This window comes from Mycobacterium sp. MUNTM1 (genome assembly GCF_054660795.1).
This window is the reverse complement of the sequence record NZ_BAAGDE010000032.1, coordinates 23982-41808: the sequence shown is the minus strand read 5'-3', so window position 1 is coordinate 41808 and position 17827 is coordinate 23982. Positions and strand designations below refer to the sequence as shown.

Here is a 17827-nt window from a genome sequence, read left to right as displayed (position 1 = left end):
TGATTGCGACGACGGCGCAGCGTGTCGCGCTGCGCCGCGTGTGGCCCCGCCCGGGTTCAGTCGGGGAGGGTTTCGCCCGCCCTGCGCAACGTCATCTGCGCGTGCTTGAGCACCGGCGAGTCGACCATCTGTCCCTCGAACGCGAAGACGCCGCGCTCGGAGCGCGCTGCCGTCAGCACCCGTCGTGCCCAGTCCAGCCGTTCCTCGCTGGGGCGATACGCCTCGCGCACGACCGCGATCTGGCTCGGGTGAATACACACCGTTCCGGCAAAGCCCAGCGCGACGGCGTCCTCGGCCTCGTCGCGCAGGCCGTCGAGATCCCGGATGTCCAGGTGCACCGCGTCGAGCGCAACCCGACCGAAGGTGGACGCCGTGAGCAGGGCCGTCGACCGGACGTGATGGGCGACGTCGCGGTAGCTGCCGTCGGCCTTGCGGCTGGAGCTGCCGCCGAGCGTGGCGACCAGGTCCTCGGCGCCCCACATCAGCGCCACGGTGCCCTGCGCCGCCGCGATCTCGGTGGCGAACACCGCACCGCGCGGCGTCTCCAGCAACGCGATCACCTCGCGCGGCGCCAGCGCCGTCACCTGCGCGGCCGATTCGGTCTTGGACAGCATCACGGTCGTGTACGCGGTGCCGGCGAGGGCCTCGAGGTCGCGGGGGTACTCCGCGGTATCGGCCGCGTTGATCCGCACCACGGTGCGCTCGGGATCCAGCGGTGTGTCCTGCAACGCCTTGCGCGCCGCGGGCTTGTCCGCCTCGGCCACACCGTCCTCGAGGTCGAGGATCACCACATCGGCGGCAGCGGCGGCCTTGGCGAAACGTTCGGGACGGTCGGCCGGGCAGAACAGCCAGCCCGGACCGGCGGCTTGCAGGTTCACTCGGCCTCCTCGTCGCTCGGACGCTTCTGCACCAGCGTGGTGCGCACGGCACGCGCGACCACGTCGCCATGCTGGTTACGCCCCGTGTGTTCGAGGGTGACGATGCCTTCGCCGGGCCGGCTCTTCGATTCGCGCTTGCCCGTGCACACCGTCTCGGCGTACAGGGTGTCACCGTGGAACACCGGCTTGGGGAAGGACACCTCGGAGAAGCCCAGGTTGGCCACGATGGTGCCGAGCGTCAGCTGCGACACCGACAGCCCGACCAGCGTGGAGAGGGTGAACATGGAGTTCACCAGCCGCTCGCCGCGAAAGCCGGGCTGCTCGGCGGCCCACGCCGCGTCGAGGTGCAGCGACTGGGTGTTCATGGTGAGCGTCGTGAACAAGACGTTGTCCGCCTCGGTGACCGTCCGGCCCGGACGGTGCAGGTACGTGGTGCCGATTTCGAATTCCTCAAACCACAAGCCGCGCTGGATAACTGACTTGCCACCTTGCTCCGTCATCACAGTCCCAGCGATCGCGCGATCAGCATCAACTGCACTTCGGTTGTCCCTTCGCCGATTTCGAGGATCTTGCTATCGCGGTAGTGCCGCGCCACCGGATATTCGTTCATGAAGCCGTAGCCCCCGTGGATCTGGGTCGCATCGCGGGCGTTGTCCATCGCCGCTTCCGAGGCGATCATCTTCGCGATTGCCGCCTCCTTCTTGAAGGGATTGCCCGCCAACATCTTTGCCGCCGCATCGTAGTAGGCGGTGCGCGCCACGTGGGCACGCGCCTCCATCCGCGCGATCTTGAAGCCGATCGCCTGGTTGGCGCCGATCGGCTGGCCGAACGCCTGGCGTTCCTTGGCGTACTTCACGCTTTCGTCGACGCAGCCCTGCGCCGCCCCGGTAGCCAACGCGGCGATCGCGATGCGACCCTCGTCCAGGATCGACAGGAAGCCCGAGTAGCCGGTGCCGCGGGCACCGAGCAGGTTCTCCTCCGGAACGCGGGCGTCGTCGAAGCTCAGCGGGTGGGTGTCCGATGCGTTCCAGCCGACCTTGCTGTACACCGGTTCGACGGTGAATCCCGGTGTGCCGCTGGGCACGATGATCGAGGAGATCTCTTTCTTGCCGTTCGGGGCGTTTCCGGTAACGGCGGTGACGGTGACCAGCGACGTGATGTCGGTGCCGGAGTTGGTGATGAATTGCTTGCTGCCGTTGATCACCCAATCGCCGTTGTCGAGCCGGGCCGTGGTGCGGGTCCCCCCGGCGTCCGAGCCCGCCCCGGGTTCGGTGAGCCCGAAGCCGGCGAGCGCGCGGCCGGCGGTCAGGTCCGGCAGCCACTTCTGCTTTTGCTCTTCGGTGCCGAACCGGTAGATGGGCATCGCGCCCAGGCTGGCGCCGGCCTCCAGGGTGATCGCCACCGATTGGTCGACCTTGCCCAGTTCCTCGAGCGCCAGCGACAGCGCGAAGTAGTCGCCGCCCATGCCGCCGTACTCCTCGGGGAAGGGCAGGCCGAACAGGCCCATCTCCCCCATCTTCGCCACGACTTCGTACGGGAAACTGTGCTCCTCGTCGTGCTTGGCCGACACCGGAGCGACCACGGTGCGCGCGAACTCGGCGACCGTGTCGCGAAGATCCTGATACTCCTTGGGTAACGCCCCCGCGGTAATGGATGTGGTCATGATGCGTCCTTACTCGAATCGGCTGCCGCGCTGGATTCTTCGGGTACCAGCCGGGCCAGCACCTGGTCCACCGTCACCTGATCGCCGACACAGACCAACACCTCCACCTGTCCGGAAACCGGTGCGGCAAGCGAATGTTCCATTTTCATCGCCTCGACGACGACCACCACGTCGCCCTCGGAAACGTCGGCGCCCGAGGCTGCCTGAACCGCGATCACGCTGCCCGGCATCGGGCTGACGATCTCGGCCCGCTGGGCGCCCGCGGTGCGGTGGATCTTGTTCTCCTCGGCCTCACGCAGGTGCCAGGTTCCCCGCTCGTCGGCGATCCACAGGTGTCGGTCGGCTTCGGCCCAACGGTAGTCCCGGCGCACCCCGTCCAGAATCGCGCTCATCCGCGTCGCCTCGACTTGCACTGCGGCCGAAACGGTTTCACCATCGCCGACCTGCACCGTCGCCGCGTCGGGCAGTCCTCGCACCGAGACCGTCTCACTGCGCAGCGGGGTGCGCATGTCGGTGCGGACCGGGGCCGGGCTACCGCCGACCCGCCATCCCGTCGGCGCGGCCCATGGGTTGCCCGCGAAGCGGCGTGCCCGGGAGGCCAGGGCCGATTGCCGATAGAGGCCGGCCGCCGCCAGCACGTCATCGGGGGCCGGCAGCGGGGCGAAGTCCGCCAGCCGCTCGTCCAGCAGCGCGGTGTCCAGGTCGCCGGCTCGCACCCGCTCGTCGGCGAGTAGGAACCGGAGGAATTCGATGTTGGTCTGGATGCCCAGGATGGCGGTTCGGCTCAGCGCCCGGTCCAGTGTCGCCAGCGCCTCGGCGCGGTCGCTGCCGTGGGCGATCACCTTGCTCAGCATCGGGTCGTAGTCGCTGCCGACCAGAGTGCCGGCCAGCAGCGAGGAGTCGACCCGCACACCGTCACCGGACGGCTCGGACACCTGCAGCACCCGCCCGCCGGTCGGCAGGAAGCCCCGCGCCGGATCCTCGGCGTACACCCGGGCCTCGATCGCGTGGCCGCGAAGTTCGATGTCGTCCTGGGCGAACCCCAGCTTCTCGCCGGCGGCCACCCGCAGCTGCCACTCGACCAGGTCCAGCCCGGTGACCGCCTCGGTGACCGGGTGCTCGACCTGCAGGCGGGTGTTCATCTCCATGAAGAAGAACTCGTCGGGCCGGTCCGCGGAGACGATGAACTCGACCGTGCCCGCACCAACGTAATCGACGCTGCGCGCGGTGTTGCAGGCGGCCGCCCCGATGCGCGCGCGCGTCGCCTCGTCGAGCAGCGGCGACGGCGCCTCCTCGATCACCTTCTGGTGACGGCGCTGCAGGCTGCACTCGCGCTCGCCGAGGTGCACGACGTTGCCGTGTGTATCGGCCAGCACCTGAACCTCGATGTGCCTGGGCCGCAACACGAATCGCTCCAAAAAGAGCGTGTCGTCGCCGAACGATGAGGCGGCCTCGCGCCGCGCGCCCACCAGCGCCTCGCGCAGCCTGCCGGGTTCTTCCACCAGCCGCATGCCCTTGCCGCCGCCCCCGGCGGACGGCTTGATCAGTACCGGGTATCCGACCTCGTCCGCGGCCGCGACCAGTTCGTCATCGCTCAGCCCGGGCTTGGCCACACCGGGCACCACCGGGACGTCGAAGGCGGCGACGGCGTTCTTGGCGGTGATCTTGTCGCCCATCACCTGGATCGCCTGTGCCGGCGGCCCAAGGAACACCACCCCGGCCCGCTCGCAGGCCGCGGCGAAATCGGCGTTCTCGGAGAGGAATCCGTACCCGGGGTGGACCGCTTGGGATCCGGTGCGCGCGGCCGCCCCGACAACCTTGTCGATATTCAGGTAGCTTTCGCGCGCCGCGGCGGGCCCGAGTCGCACCGCTTCGTCGGCCTCGAGCACGTGCCGCGCGCCGGCGTCGGGGTCGCTGTAGACGGCGACCGAGCGGATGCCCAGCCGACGCAGGGTCCGGATCACGCGCACGGCGATCTCGCCGCGGTTGGCCACTAGTACGGTCTGAAACACTGCACTCACATCCGAAAGACGCCGTAGGAGACGGGTTCCAGCGGTGCTTGGGCGCACACCGAAAGAGCCAGCCCGACAAAGGTTCTGGTGTCAGCGGGGTCAATGATCCCGTCGTCCCACAGCCGGGCCGTGGAGTAGTAAGGGTTGCCCTGGCTTTCGTACTGCTCGCGGATGGGCGCCTTGAACGCCTCTTCCTCGTCGGCCGACCACGGCTTGCCCGCGCCGGCGAGTTGCTCGCCACGCACGGTGGCCAGCACCGAAGCGGCCTGTTCGCCGCCCATCACCGAGATGCGGGCGTTGGGCCACATCCACAGGAAGCGTGGCGAATACGCCCGGCCGCACATCGAATAGTTGCCCGCCCCATAGGAACCGCCGATCACCACGGTCAGCTTCGGCACCCGCGCACAGGCGACGGCGGTGACCATCTTGGCGCCGTGCTTGGCGATGCCGCCGGCCTCGTAGTCGCGGCCGACCATGAAGCCGGCGATGTTCTGCAAGAACAGCAACGGGATCCTGCGCTTGTCGCACAGCTCGATGAAATGCGCACCCTTCAAAGCGGATTCGCTGAAAAGCACGCCGTTGTTGGCCACGATGCCAACCGGGTGGCCGTGAATGTGGGCGAACGCGGTCACCAGCGTCTTGCCGTAATTGGCCTTGAATTCGCTGAATTCGCCGCCGTCGACCAGCCGCACGATCACCTCGTGCACATCGTAGGGCACCCGCGGGTCGGGCGGCACCACGTCGTAGAGCTCCGTCTGGGCGCAGGTGGGCGCGACCGGAGACCGCACCTCCCACGGGGCAGGCTCGCGCGGGCCGAACGTGGCCGCGATCGCGCGGACGATCCGCAACGCGTGCTCGTCGTCTTCGGCGAGATGGTCGGTGACACCGGACACCCGGGAATGCAGGTCGCCACCGCCGAGGTCTTCGGCCGACACGATCTCCCCGGTGGCCGCCTTGACCAGGGGCGGGCCTCCCAAAAAGATCGTGCCCTGCTCCCGCACGATGACGGCCTCGTCGCTCATCGCGGGCACGTAGGCGCCGCCGGCCGTGCACGAACCGAGCACGGCGGCCACTTGCGGAATCTCCTTGGCGCTCATGGTCGCCTGGTTGTAGAAGATGCGACCGAAGTGCTCGCGGTCGGGAAAGACCTCGTCCTGCCGGGGCAGGAACGCGCCGCCGGAGTCCACCAGGTAGATGCACGGTAGCCGATTCTGCAGTGCCACCTCCTGGGCGCGCAGATGCTTTTTGACCGTCATCGGGTAGTAGGTGCCGCCCTTGACCGTCGCGTCGTTGGCGACGATCACGCACTCGCGATCCGACACGCGGCCGATCCCGGTGATGATCCCGGCTCCGGGAGATTCGTCGCCATACATGCCGTCCGCGGCCAGCGGGGAAAGTTCGAGAAAAGGGCTGCCCGGGTCCAGTAGGCGGTCCACCCGTTCGCGGGGCAACAGCTTGCCGCGGCTGACGTGACGCTCCCGTGCGCGTTCGTTTCCACCCAACGCCGCCGCCGCGAGCTTGGCGTTCAACTCGCCCACCAGCCGACGGTGCTCGTCGGAGAACGACGCCTCGGCCTTGGCGGGTGAGGTCACCACGTTGTCCATCGCCGCAGCAGCCTCCTTGCCGTCGTGCGGTCGGGCCTTTTGAGTTAATGCTCATTAACTCAAGGGCCGAGAATACCATTGCCGTCGTCGCCGGTCCAGGGAGGACCACGGTCGGTGCACGGCGCGAGTTAATCGCGAATAACTCGTGCTACGTTAGGGCCAGTTGACCAGACGGAGGTCCGTCATGACAGCTTCCGCCTCCGAGGGCCAGGCCGGTCCCGCTGACGCTCCAAATCGCCGGAGCCAGTTGAAGTCCGACCGCCGGCTACAACTGCTGTCCGCCGCCGAGCGGTTGTTCGCCGAGCGCGGGTTCCTGGCGGTGCGGCTGGAAGACATCGGTGCGGCCGCCGGGGTCAGCGGACCGGCCATCTACCGGCACTTTCCGAACAAGGAGTCGCTGCTGGTCGAATTGCTGGTGGGCATCAGCACGCGACTGCTCGCCGGCGCCCGACGGGTGCAGACCGAGAGCGCCGACGCGGCCGCGGCCCTGGACGGGCTGATCGATTTCCATCTGGACTTTGTGTTCGACGAGCCCGACCTGATTCGCATCCAGGATCGCGACCTCGCGTACCTGCCCGCGTCCGCCGAAAAACAGGTGCGCAAATCACAGCGTCAATACGTCGAGGTCTGGGTGGGGGTGCTGCGCGAGCTGAATCCGGCGCTGGCCGAGGCCGACGCCCGGCTGGCCGCGCACGCCGTGTTCGGTCTGCTGAATTCGACACCGCACAGCATGAAGTCCGCCGATAATTCGCGTAGCAAGACCGTCCGCGCGTCGAGGTCGCGCGCCGTCATGCGGGCAATGACGGTGGCCGCGCTCGCGGCCGGAAATCACTGCCCCTGAGCGCCCCGTCACAAGGTGACTCAGGGTTTTAACACCGAGCCCAGGTACCCTGCAAGCCATGAGGTGGACATGAACGATTCACGTCCCACCGAGCGGTTTCCTACATCGCAGCCGGGGCCACAGCAACCGAGGTATGCGCCGCCCGCCGATCCCGCGTACGCCGACCAGATGCCCTACGCGCAGAGCTATGGCGGGGCGGCGTCGCCCTGGGCGCCCACCCCGAACGAGGCGAACACCACCAAGGAGCTGCCGGCGTACTGGCAGCAGGACCTGCCGCCGTCGGGCGACCTCCCGGCGGGCATGGCTCCCCCGCCGCCCGACGGCCCGAAATCGTCGCGGTGGTTGTGGCTCGGCGCCGGCGCGGCGGTCCTGCTGGTCGTCGCATTGGTGATAGCGCTGGTGCTGGCGAACGACGCGATCAAGACCCAGACCGCCGTCCCGCCGTTGCCGGCGATGCCGGAGACGACCCCGGAGACGACGACATCGCCCCACCGGTCGCCGTCGCTCATCCCGGCCCCGATACCGCCGACCAGCGGCCCCGAGCTGCCGTCGGAGACGACGGGGCCGGCCACGATGCAGGACGTCGTCTACACCGTCTCGGGTGAGGGCCGCGCGATCAGCATCATGTACATCGATACCGGCGGGCTGATCCAGACCGAATTCAACGTCGCGCTGCCGTGGAGCAAGGAAGTCAGCCTGTCGAAGTCGGCCAACCACCCGCCCAACGTCACGATCGTCAACATCGGCCACAGCGTGACCTGCACGCTCACCATCGACGGGGTTCAGGTCAGCAAGCGCGTCGGCGGCGGCCTGACCATTTGCGACGCTCGCGGCTAGGTGCTGCCTCCAGCCGGCTCGGCCGCGGGTTCGGGCACCGCGGCGCCACGCGCCGGAACCCGCACCGCCAGCATCGCCAGCAATCCGGCGATCAGCACCAGCGAAATGCCGCCCAGGCCGGCCCGCACCGCGCCGAAGACGTCGACGAACACCGAGAACAGCCACGGCGCCACGAACGCCACGGCCCGCCCGGTCATGGTGTAGAGGCCGAACGCGACGCCTTCCCGGCCGTGCTTGGCCATGTGCAGCAGCAAGGCGCGCGACGACGACTGCGACGGCCCGATGAACATGCACAGCAGCAGCCCGCACACCCAGAAGGCCACCGGCCCGGACAGCGCCATCAGGGTCAGGCCCAGGACGACGATCGCGAACAGTGACGCCACGATGACCGGCTTCGATCCGACGCGGTGGTCGACGAACCCACCGAGCACCGCGCCCACCGCGGCGACCACGCTGGCCGCGACCCCGAAGATCAGCACGTTGGCCTGCGAGATGCCATAGACGTTGACGCCGAGCACCGCGCCGAACGCGAAGATCGCCGCCAGCCCGTCCCGGAAGAGCGCGCTGGCGAACAGAAAGTACACCAGGTTGCGGTCGCGTCGCCATTCCGCGCTGACCTCGGTCCACAGCTTGCGGTATCCACCCAGCATGCTCGTCGGCTGGTAGCCCTCCGACGACTCCGTCAGCCGGTGCGCGACGAACAGCAGGGGAAGCGCCAGCACCGCGAACCAGATCGCGGCCACCACCATCGCCTCACGGACATAGAGCCCGTCCCGCAAGGGAATTCGCAGCAGGCCACGCGTCGCGTCGGGCCCCTTGCCGGATCCGGAGATAAAGCCGGTGTAGATCACCAGCAGCAGCAGAACGCTTCCGACATATCCGGCCGCCCAGCCGAATCCGGATATTCGCCCGGCCGTCTGCGGCGTCGAGAGCTGGCGCAGCATGGCGTTGTAGGGGACGCTGGCCAAGTCGCCGCAGGCCGCCGTCGCCCCGAGCAGCACCAGCCCTGCCCACAGATAGCCGGGGCTGTCGCGGATGAAGAACATCAGGCAGGTCAGCGTCACCGCCGTGGCGGTCAGCACACTCAGCGCCACCCGCCTGCGGTGCGGGGACTCCACCCACACGCCGACGGCCGGCGCGAGCACGGCGACGGTCAGCCCGGCGACGGCCGCCGCGCGGCCCAACCAGCTCGCCGGCGTGGTGGGGCCGGGTATCCCCACCCCGACGCTGCTGGTCAGGTAGACGGCGAAGACAAAGGTCGCCACGATCGCGTTCAGGCCGGTCGAGCCGCAGTCCCACAGCGCCCACGCCACCACCCGCGATCGCACGGGGCTGACGGAAGGCGACTCCGGCTGGCTCATTCCCGGCACTCTATAGGCGCCCGCGATCGGCTGCGGGCGCCATTTCGCCCGCTGTCTACGATTGGGCGCATGCCGCTACCCGCTCCAAGCCCCGAGGTGCGCGCCGTTGTGACCGGAGCGTCGCAGAACATCGGTGAAGCGCTGGCCACCGAACTCGCCGCACGCGGACACCACCTGATCGTCACCGCGCGCCGCGAGGACCTGCTCAAGGGCCTGGCCGCCCACCTGACCGACAGGTACGGCGTCATCGTCGACGTGCGCCCCGCCGACCTGGCCGACCCGGGCGAACGCGCGAAGCTGTGCGACGAGCTGGCCGCCCGCCCGATCTCGATCCTGTGCGCCAACGCGGGCACCGCGACGTTCGGTCCGGTCGCCACGCTCGATCCGGCCGGCGAAAAGGCCCAGCTTCAACTCAATGTCCTTGGTGTGCATGACCTTACGTTGGCGGTGCTGCCGGGCATGGTCGAGCGTAGGTCCGGCGGGATCCTGATTTCCGGTTCGGCGGCGGGCAATTCGCCGATCCCCTACAACGCCACCTACGCGGCCACCAAGGCGTTCGCGAACACCTTCAGCGAATCGTTGCGCGGCGAGTTGCGCGGGTCCGGTGTCAACGTGACGCTGCTGGCGCCGGGCCCGGTGCGGACCGACCTGCCCGACGACACCGAGGCCTCGATCGTCGAGCGGCTGGTGCCGGACTTCCTGTGGATCTCGACCGAGCACACCGCGCGGGTGTCGCTGGATGCGTTGGCGCGCAACAAGATGCGCGTCGTTCCGGGACTGACGTCGAAGGCCATGTCGGTGGCCAGCGGGTACGGGCCGCGCGCCATCGTGGCGCCGATCGTCGGCGCGTTCTACAAGAAGCTGGGCGGCGGGTAGGGATTACTTCCGGCGCCGGCCGGAACTACCGAAGATGCTTTTGACCGCTTCGCGTATCGCGGTGTTGATCCCGCTTTTCACCGTCGGGTTCTGCAGCACTTCCTCCCACATGGAGGGCCCCTTCGCACCCTTCGGCTCCGCCGGTTCCGGCATCGGCGGTACCGGCTCATTCGGCGGGACCGGGGGGTAGCCGGACTGGGCCTGTGGTGGCTGCGGCGCGGGTTGAGCCTGCGGCGGCTGCGGGGCGGCCTGCGGCTGCGCGGGCTGGGGAGCCGTCTGGCCGTATTTGTCCTGCAGCGGACTCTTTTTCGCTGCGGCCTCGATGTCCCCGTTGCCGATCGACGCCATCAACGAGCGCGGCACCCGCATCCGGGTCCACGCGACCGGCGTCGGTGCGCCCCTCTCCGACAGCACGGTGACCACCGCCTCGCCGATTCCCAGCGACGTCAACGCCGACTCCAGGTCGTACACATCGGTTTTCGGGTAGGTGCGGACGGTCCTGCTGAGCGCCTTCTGGTCGTCGGGGGTGAACGCGCGCAGCGCGTGCTGAATTCGGGCGCCCAACTGCGAGAGGATGTCGTTGGGAATGTCCGTGGGCAGCTGGGTGCAGAAGAACACCCCGACGCCCTTCGACCGGATCAGCTTGACGGTCTGTTCGACCTGTTCGAGGAAGGCCTTGGACGCGTCGGCGAACAACAGGTGGGCCTCGTCGAAGAAGAACACCAGCTTCGGCCTGTCCACGTCGCCGACCTCCGGCAGCTGGGTGTACAGGTCGGCGAGTAGCCACATCAGGAAGGTGGAGAAGATGACCGGACGCACCGACTGACCGGTGAACTCCAGCAGCGAAATGATGCCCTGGCCCTGGTCGTTGTTGCGCAGCAGATCGTTCGGGTCGAGCTTGGGTTCGCCGAAGAACGTGTCCCCGCCCTCGGCATCGAGGTTCACCAGCGCCCGCAGGATCACGCCCGCCGTCGTCGCCGACACGCCACCCAAGGATTTCAGGGCCTCCTTGCCCTCGTCGCTGGTGAGGTAGCCGATGGCGCTGCGCAGATCGTCCGTGGTGACCAGCCGGCGGTTCTGGTCCTTGGCCCAATGGAAGATCAGCCCCAGCGTCGACTCTTGGGTAGCGTTGAGCCCCAGAACTTTTGACAGCAGGACGGGACCGAAGCTGTCGACCGTCGCGCGGATCGGCACGCCGATTCCCTTGGTGCCCAACGACAAGAACTCGACCGGAAACCCGGTCGGCTCCCAGTTGTCGCCGGTGTCCTTGGCCCGTGCGTCGGTCTTCTCGTTGCCTTCGCCGGGTCTGGACAGCCCGGACAGGTCGCCTTTCACGTCGGCCATCAGCACCGGGACACCCGCGGCGCTGAGCTGCTCGGCGATCAGTTGCAGCGTCTTGGTCTTGCCGGTTCCGGTGGCCCCGGCCACCAGGCCGTGCCTGTTGATGGTGGCCAACGGGATACGGATCTGAGCCGCCGGATCGGCCGCGCCGTCGATGACGACCGTGCCCAACTCCAGGGCCTGGCCGTCAACGGCGTAACCATCGGCGATCCGCGTCGCGGCCGTGGCCGCTGAATCGGTGCTCATCGTGCTGCGCCCCTCTTCCGGTGATGATTCGGCATGCAGTTCGACAACGCTCACCCTACTTCTCCAGCTCATCCGGGGGCGAGGTCCGGCGCGGGCGCCACTAGTCTGAGCGCTGTGCGAGACGAATTGGTGTGGATCGACTGCGAGATGACCGGGCTTGATCTGGGCTCGGACAAGCTGATTGAGATCGCGGCGCTGGTGACCGACGCCGATTTGAACGTTCTCGGCGACGGAGTCGACGTGGTGATCCATGCCGACGATGCCGCGCTCGCGGCGATGGGCGACGTGGTCAGCGAAATGCATTCGCGCTCCGGGCTGACCGACGCCGTGCGGACGTCCACCGTCGACCTGGCGACCGCCGAGGCGATGGTGCTGGATTACATCCGCGAACACGTCAAGCAGCCCAAGACCGCCCCGCTGGCCGGCAACTCCATCGCTACCGACCGCGCCTTCCTCGTGCGAGACATGCCCGCCCTGGACTCGTTCCTGCACTACCGCATGATCGATGTGAGCTCGATCAAAGAGCTGTGCCGGCGCTGGTACCCGCGCATCTACTTCGGTCAGCCCGTGAAGGGCCTGGCCCACCGGGCGCTGGCCGACATCCACGAATCGATCCGCGAGCTGCAGTTCTACCGGCGCACCGCGTTCGTCGCACCGCCGGGGCCGTCTACCAGCGAAATCGAGGCGGTGGTCACCGCGCTTGACGGCGGAAAGGACGCACCGGGACCAAGCGATTCGGCCAGCGCGCCGCCAACCGGCTAGTATCGACGTCGCCGCTCGTTGACCGTCATCGTGCGAGGTCGGCTTGCGGCCGTGGTGGGTGTAGTTCAGTTGGTAGAGCGTCAGGTTGTGATCCTGAATGTCGCGGGTTCGAGTCCCGTCACTCACCCCACTGGTCGGGGAGCATCACCGCTCCCCGACCTTGGTGTTACCGTCTCCGGGCAAACGCAGACGCACCCGTGAGTGAAATGTAGTGAACAGCCAACGTCCCTCCCCGCCGCGAGCCCTCCGGGCCGCGGCCGTCGCGGCGGTTGCGCTGTTGCTCGCGGGCTGCGGCGGGTCGAGCCACACCACGATGACCGTCACGTCGACGGTGCCGGCTGAGACCAAAACGGTGACAAAGACCGTCGCCCCGCCGCCCCCTCCCGGCCCCAAGACCTCGATCGAGAACAACGGCACGTTCATCGTCAACAAGGACATCGCGCCGGGCACCTATCGCACCGATGGCGGCAAGTCGGGGTGCTACTGGGCCAGGCTGCGCAGTTTCAACACCAACGACGTCATCGACAACAACGTGGGCGACGGCCAGCAGGTGGTCCGGATCTTGCCGACCGACGCCGCGTTCATGACGCGCAGTTGCGGGACCTGGCAGAAGATCGACTGACGCCGTCAGGTGTTGGCGTTGCCCGCTTTCCACTGCGCCCAGGGGATGTTCCAGTCGCCCAGCCCCTCGATGCCCGGCAGCGTCGGCCCCACCGTGTGCACCACCTCGACGATGTCGCCGCTCTTGCTGTGGTCGTAGAACCACTCGGCGTTGCTCGGACTCACGTTCAGGCACCCGTGGCTGGTATTGGTGTGGCCCTGGGCGCCCACCGACCACGGCGCGGAGTGCACGAAGACGCCGCTGTAGGACATCTGGGTGGCCCAGTCGACTTCGGTGCGATATCCGTTGGGCGAGTTGACCGGAACGCCGTAGGTCGAGGAATCCATGATGATGTGCTTGAACCGCGCCCCAATGATGTAGACGCCGTTGGCCGTTGGGGTGCTGTCCTTGCCCATCGACGTCGGCATGGTCTTGACGACATCACCGTTGACCCGCACCGTGACCGTCTTCGTGGTGTCGTCGGCCGTCGAGATCACCTCGTCACCGATGGTGAAGTGCGTCTTGACGTTGTCCTCGCCGAACATCCCGTCGCCCAGGTCCACCCCGTAGGTGTTGACCGCCACGTCGATGGTGGTTCCCGACTTCCAGAAACGCTCTGGGCGCCAACGCACTTCGCGGTTGTTGAGCCAATAGAACGCGCCCTCGACCGGGGGGTTGGTGGTGACGGTGATGGCCTTCTGGGCGGCCGCACGGTTCGCGATGTTCTCGTCGAAGCGGATCGCCACGGGCTCACCGATGCCCACCACGTCGCCGTCGGCCGGGCTGATGTAGGGCATGGTCAGGTGCGCCGGTGAACTGGTCTCGAAGGTCATCTGCTTGCTGGCCGCGCCGCCCAGGCCGGTCGCCTTCGCGTTCAGCGTGTAGCGCCTGTTGTAGCCGAGCTGCTCGGTGGTCGACCAGCGCAGCCCGTCGGGACTGAGCTGCCCACTGATCGACTTACCGTTCTCGTTGACCATGGTGACCGACGCGAGCACCCCGTCGGCGACGGTCACCGTGACCGGCGCATCCACCGTCACGCCGACGGCGCCATCGGTCACCGAGGCGGTGAGTTTGGGGACCAGCAGGTCGGCCAGCGGGGTGCCCTTGTCGAAGATCACCTTCGCCGGTGCCGCCGCGTGATTGCCGTTACAGGCGGCACCGAAGACAGCAATCGGAACCATCGCGGCCACCAGCCACGATCGTCGTCTCCGCAACTGCGTCATCCAGTGACCTTCCGTATGAATCTCCAGTTGGTCACCGCTGACCAGCGAGGTAGCTGCAGGCATTCTAATGGCTCTTGCCGACACTCCATGCCCATGCGAGTCGGGGCTGCCGATCGGTGTCACCACCGCAATGAATTCGTCATTCAGGCCGGCCCCGGGCCCCGCCCCGGGGAGATCAGGCCGGCGAGCCGACTTCGTCGCGCAGCTGCGCCTCGACCCTGTCGCGGGTGCTGACGGCCTCGACGCGCGCGAGCTTGACGATCGCCGCGGTCATCACCAGCGCGGCCGCCACCAGGGCGATCATCCCCGCGTGGCCCGTGTTCAACGTCTCGCCGAGCACGACGACGCCGAGCACCGCCCCCACCACCGGCTGCGACATCTGCAGGGTCGGCATCGACGCGGTCAGCGGACCCGCCCGAAACGCCGACTGGCTCCACACGACGCCGCCCACCGCGACCAGAATGCACGCGTACAGCTCGGGGGTCCGGGCCACCGCGCCCGCGCCGTCGCCAAGCCGGGCGACGACCTCCTTGGCGAGCACCGCAAAGACGCCCCACAGCGACCCCGACGCGAAGGCGAACAGCGCCGCGGCCGTCGCGCCACCCCGGATCCGGCCGGCGACCACGCAGCCGACCAGGAGCGGCCCCAGCACGACGGCCACGACGGCCCAGGTTCGCAGCGAGGCGCCCGGACGACCGGCCTCCGGGTTGCCGACGACCACGACCACGATCACTGCGGCCGTCAGCAGGGCGGCCCACACCCATTCGCCGCCAGTCACGGCGCGGTGCGAAAACCAGGCGTTGATCGGCAGCGCGAACAGCACCGAGGACATCAACAGCGCCTGCACCATCAGCACCGAGCCCTCGCCCAGCGCCGCGGCCTGTAACGCGATGCTCGCGACCAAAAGCACTGCGCCCCACCACCACCGCTGGTTGCGCAGCAGGCCGGCGAACAATTCGACGGGGCCTACCGACCGGTCGGCGATGCAGTGCGCGGCCCGTTGCTGCAGCACATCACCGCTCGCCACGCACAGCGCGGAGCTCAATGCCAGCAGTGCGGCGATATTCGCTTGAGCCATCAGGGTTTCCGTATCAACTTCGACCGGGCGCGGCTCTGGTGGACCACCTTCTGGCCACGGGCATCCTGGGCGCATCGGCTGCCCAGCGGCGCCGGCCCACCGCGACGGCCTCGTCCTGCCCCGTCGCGGACCGGTCCCGCAACAACGCCGACCACCGGGGAGCCCACCACGTCCAGCGGCCAAGCAGGTGAATGAAGGCCGGCACCAAGACCATCCGCACCAACGTGGCGTCCACCAGCACACCGAGCGTGAGGCCCAGGCCCAGCATTCGCATGAACGACACGTGCGCGGGGATCAGCGCGGCGAAGGAAATCGACATCACCACCGCGGCGGTGGTGACCACCCGGCCGATGCCGGCGATGCTCAGCGCGGTGCTCTCGTCGGTGTCGGCGCGCGCCTCGGTCGCGGTCGGTGGCCTCTCCCGGCCGGCTTGCGAGGCCAGCCAGTACTCGTGGATGCGCGAGACCAGGAACACCTCGTAGTCCATCGCCAGCCCAAAAGCGATGCAGAACAACAAGACTGGGATGTTGGCGTTCAGCGTCCCGTTGGGCGTGGTACCCAGCGCGCCCAGGTTGCCGTCCTGGAAGATCCACACCATCGCCCCGAATGCCGCCGTCAGCGACAACACGTTGCACACCAGCGCCTGCAGCGGCAGCACCACGCTGCCGGTGAGCAAGAACAGCAGCATGAAGGTGATCAGGGCGATCAGCCCGAACACCGACGGCAGTCGCTTGGTGATCGCATCGACGCTGTCGCGGTTGATCTGGGCCAGGCCGGTCATCTGCACCGACCGCCCGGCCGGCCCGTCGACCCGATGCAGCCGGTCGAGTTGGGTGTTCGAGGCCTGTGAATACAGCGGCGCCGTGCTGTCCACGGTGAGGAATGCGCTGCCGTTGGCCATGCCGGTGGGCGCGGCGGGCGGCCCCACCCGGTTTCCGGCCACGAACGTCCCGGTCGGCGCGCTGACCGCGGAGACGTCGGGCACCCGGGACAGGTCGGCGGCGTAGCGCTGCAGTTCGCCCGGGGTCACGCCGTGGGCGTCCGGGACGACGACGGACGCCGAGTTCCCCAGCCCGTTGGCGAAATCGTTGTCCAGCATGTCGGCCACCTGACGCGCCGACGCCGATCGGGGGAGCACGCGCTCGTCGGGAAAGCCCCACTTCACACCCAGAAACGGGACCCCCAGCACCAGCAGCAGCGCCACGACGCTCAGGCCGGCCGGCACGGCGCGGCGCAGGACGAACTTGGTCGATCGGTACCAGAACTGCGCCACGAGCGGCTTGTGCGCGTGATCGCGGAACGGCCGCTGCCCGTGCAGGATACGGTGCAGCACCCGCCGGGCGTCCATCGTGTCCAGTCGTGGCCCCAGCAGCACGATCGCGGCCGGGGTGACGACCACGGTCGCGATCGCGACGATGGCCGCGGTGGCCACGATGGTGTAGGCGGAAGACTTCAGGAAGTACATCGGGAACAACGCCATCACCGCCATTGACAACCCGACCGTGGTGGCAGAGAACAGCACCGTCCTGCCCGCAGTGGCCATGGTCCGCATCAGCGCCTGGTATCGATCCATCTGCCGCATCAGCTCCTGTTTCCGGTCCCCGGTGCGGGCCAGTTCCTCGCGGTAGCGGGTGATGATCAGCAGGTTGTAGTCGATCGCCAGGGCGAGGCCCATCGCGATGCTGAGGTCCAGGGCGTACGTCGACACATCGGTGGCGAAGCTGATCAGCCGCAACACCGACATGGTGCACACGATGGCCAACGTGCCCAACACGATCGGCATTGCAGCGGCGACCACGCCGCCGAGCACCCAGACCAGCACCGCGAAGCTCAACGGAATCGCGATGGACTCCATCAGCAGCAGATCGCGCTGGTTCTGGTCATTGATCTGCGCATACGCGACGGCCATGCCGCCGGCGCGCACGGTCACACCGTCGCGGTCATGCACGAGGTCCTTGGCCAGCGTGCTGGCGTATCGCTGCGCGTCGTTCTCCCCACCCTTGAGGCCGGCCACGATCATTCCGGACTTGTCGTCCTTGCTGATCAGCTGTGCCGCGGCCGCCGGTGGCGACGTCCACGCCGACGACACGTTGAGCACATACGGCGAACGTTTCAGCTGGTCGGCGATCTCGGTGCCGACCCGGCGGGCCTGCTCGTGGCGGGCGCCGGTCGGGGCGCTGACCACGATCAGCATCTGCTGATCGGTCTGGTTGAACTTGTCCCGAAGGGTGTCGGTCGCCCGCGAGGACTCCGAGGTCGGGTCCTGAAAACCCCCACCGGAAAGGCCGTTGACCACCGGAAGCCCGAAGATCGCGGCCCCCAGAAACACCAGCACCGCGATCGCGATGATGCGGCGCGGCGCGGCGATGGCAAGCCGGGTGATTACTTGCAGCATGGCGTATCGCCTACCCGAAACCGCGCCCTTTGACCCGCCCGGTATTGAATTGCTCACATCAGCGCGCATTTCGTGGCGCACGATGTCGGTTCGAGGTTTGACGCTCGGG

General features: G+C 68.1%; 15 protein-coding genes and 1 tRNA gene. 6 read left to right on the top strand and 10 right to left on the bottom strand.

Translation table 11 applies throughout. The annotated features are described in order from the left end of the window. Positions 1 to 56 precede the first annotated feature (56 nt). Genes ACYQ8K_RS18375 through ACYQ8K_RS18355 form a run of 5 tightly spaced genes read right to left on the bottom strand, consistent with a single transcriptional unit; the run spans position 57 to position 6145 of the window. Positions 57 to 878 (bottom strand): HpcH/HpaI aldolase/citrate lyase family protein, encoded by an 822-nt coding sequence (locus ACYQ8K_RS18375; protein ID WP_459971149.1) that lies wholly within the window; start codon positions 876 to 878, stop codon positions 57 to 59. Next, complete coding sequence (locus tag ACYQ8K_RS18370; protein ID WP_459971147.1) at positions 875 to 1378, bottom strand: MaoC family dehydratase; 504 nt, start codon at positions 1376 to 1378, stop codon at positions 875 to 877. Before ACYQ8K_RS18370 ends, ACYQ8K_RS18375 begins: the two co-directional genes overlap by 4 nt. Beyond that, a complete protein-coding gene (locus tag ACYQ8K_RS18365) occupies positions 1378 to 2541 on the bottom strand; it encodes an acyl-CoA dehydrogenase family protein (RefSeq protein WP_459971145.1) in 1164 nt (387 codons plus the stop codon). Before ACYQ8K_RS18365 ends, ACYQ8K_RS18370 begins: the two co-directional genes overlap by 1 nt. After that, the gene (locus ACYQ8K_RS18360) at positions 2538 to 4553 is read right to left on the bottom strand and encodes an acetyl/propionyl/methylcrotonyl-CoA carboxylase subunit alpha (RefSeq protein WP_459971143.1); all 2016 of its coding nucleotides are present in this window, start codon (positions 4551 to 4553) and stop codon (positions 2538 to 2540) included. Before ACYQ8K_RS18360 ends, ACYQ8K_RS18365 begins: the two co-directional genes overlap by 4 nt. Positions 4554 to 4558: 5 nt before the next feature. Continuing rightward, positions 4559 to 6145 (bottom strand): carboxyl transferase domain-containing protein, encoded by a 1587-nt coding sequence (locus tag ACYQ8K_RS18355; RefSeq protein WP_459971197.1) that lies wholly within the window; start codon positions 6143 to 6145, stop codon positions 4559 to 4561. Between the two features lie 196 nt (positions 6146 to 6341). On the opposite strand from ACYQ8K_RS18355, the gene ACYQ8K_RS18350 reads away from it, so the two are divergent. Then, positions 6342 to 6998 (top strand): SACE_7040 family transcriptional regulator, encoded by a 657-nt coding sequence (locus ACYQ8K_RS18350; RefSeq protein ID WP_459971141.1) that lies wholly within the window; start codon positions 6342 to 6344, stop codon positions 6996 to 6998. 63 nt (positions 6999 to 7061) lie between these two features. Continuing rightward, the gene (locus ACYQ8K_RS18345) at positions 7062 to 7835 is read left to right on the top strand and encodes an MmpS family transport accessory protein (protein ID WP_459971139.1); all 774 of its coding nucleotides are present in this window, start codon (positions 7062 to 7064) and stop codon (positions 7833 to 7835) included. Here ACYQ8K_RS18345 and ACYQ8K_RS18340 read toward each other — a convergent pair. Then, positions 7832 to 9196 carry an MFS transporter gene (locus tag ACYQ8K_RS18340; RefSeq protein ID WP_459971137.1) on the bottom strand — a complete coding sequence of 455 codons (1365 nt, stop codon included), beginning with the start codon at positions 9194 to 9196 and terminating at the stop codon, positions 7832 to 7834. The genes ACYQ8K_RS18345 and ACYQ8K_RS18340 overlap by 4 nt on opposite strands. Before the next feature lie 69 nt (positions 9197 to 9265). On the opposite strand from ACYQ8K_RS18340, the gene cmrA reads away from it, so the two are divergent. Continuing rightward, positions 9266 to 10072: a mycolate reductase gene (cmrA, locus tag ACYQ8K_RS18335; RefSeq protein ID WP_459971135.1), complete on the top strand. Its 807-nt coding sequence runs from the start codon at positions 9266 to 9268 to the stop codon at positions 10070 to 10072. A 3-nt stretch (positions 10073 to 10075) separates the two neighbouring features. Here the strand turns inward: cmrA and ACYQ8K_RS18330 are convergent, their stop codons facing one another. After that, positions 10076 to 11713: a helicase HerA-like domain-containing protein gene (locus ACYQ8K_RS18330; protein WP_459971133.1), complete on the bottom strand. Its 1638-nt coding sequence runs from the start codon at positions 11711 to 11713 to the stop codon at positions 10076 to 10078. A 60-nt stretch (positions 11714 to 11773) separates the two neighbouring features. On the opposite strand from ACYQ8K_RS18330, the gene orn reads away from it, so the two are divergent. The 3 genes from orn to ACYQ8K_RS18315 all read left to right on the top strand — a co-directional run bounded on the left by orn (position 11774) and on the right by ACYQ8K_RS18315 (position 13043). Continuing rightward, positions 11774 to 12421, top strand: a complete 648-nt coding sequence (gene orn / locus ACYQ8K_RS18325) for an oligoribonuclease (protein ID WP_459971131.1) — start codon at positions 11774 to 11776, stop codon at positions 12419 to 12421. Between the two features lie 54 nt (positions 12422 to 12475). Next, positions 12476 to 12551 (top strand) — tRNA-His (locus ACYQ8K_RS18320). Between the two features lie 183 nt (positions 12552 to 12734). Beyond that, complete coding sequence (locus tag ACYQ8K_RS18315; RefSeq protein WP_459971195.1) at positions 12735 to 13043, top strand: hypothetical protein; 309 nt, start codon at positions 12735 to 12737, stop codon at positions 13041 to 13043. Between the two features lie 5 nt (positions 13044 to 13048). Here ACYQ8K_RS18315 and ACYQ8K_RS18310 read toward each other — a convergent pair whose 3' ends face one another. The 3 genes from ACYQ8K_RS18310 to ACYQ8K_RS18300 form a co-directional block, all read right to left on the bottom strand. Continuing rightward, positions 13049 to 14245: a L,D-transpeptidase gene (locus ACYQ8K_RS18310; RefSeq protein ID WP_459971129.1), complete on the bottom strand. Its 1197-nt coding sequence runs from the start codon at positions 14243 to 14245 to the stop codon at positions 13049 to 13051. Between the two features lie 175 nt (positions 14246 to 14420). Beyond that, entirely contained in the window at positions 14421 to 15323 is a 903-nt protein-coding gene (locus ACYQ8K_RS18305) for a DMT family transporter (protein WP_459971127.1), read from the bottom strand. A gap of 13 nt (positions 15324 to 15336) precedes the next feature. Further along, positions 15337 to 17718 carry an MMPL family transporter gene (locus ACYQ8K_RS18300; protein WP_459971125.1) on the bottom strand — a complete coding sequence of 794 codons (2382 nt, stop codon included), beginning with the start codon at positions 17716 to 17718 and terminating at the stop codon, positions 15337 to 15339. Between the last annotated feature and the right edge of the window lie 109 nt (positions 17719 to 17827).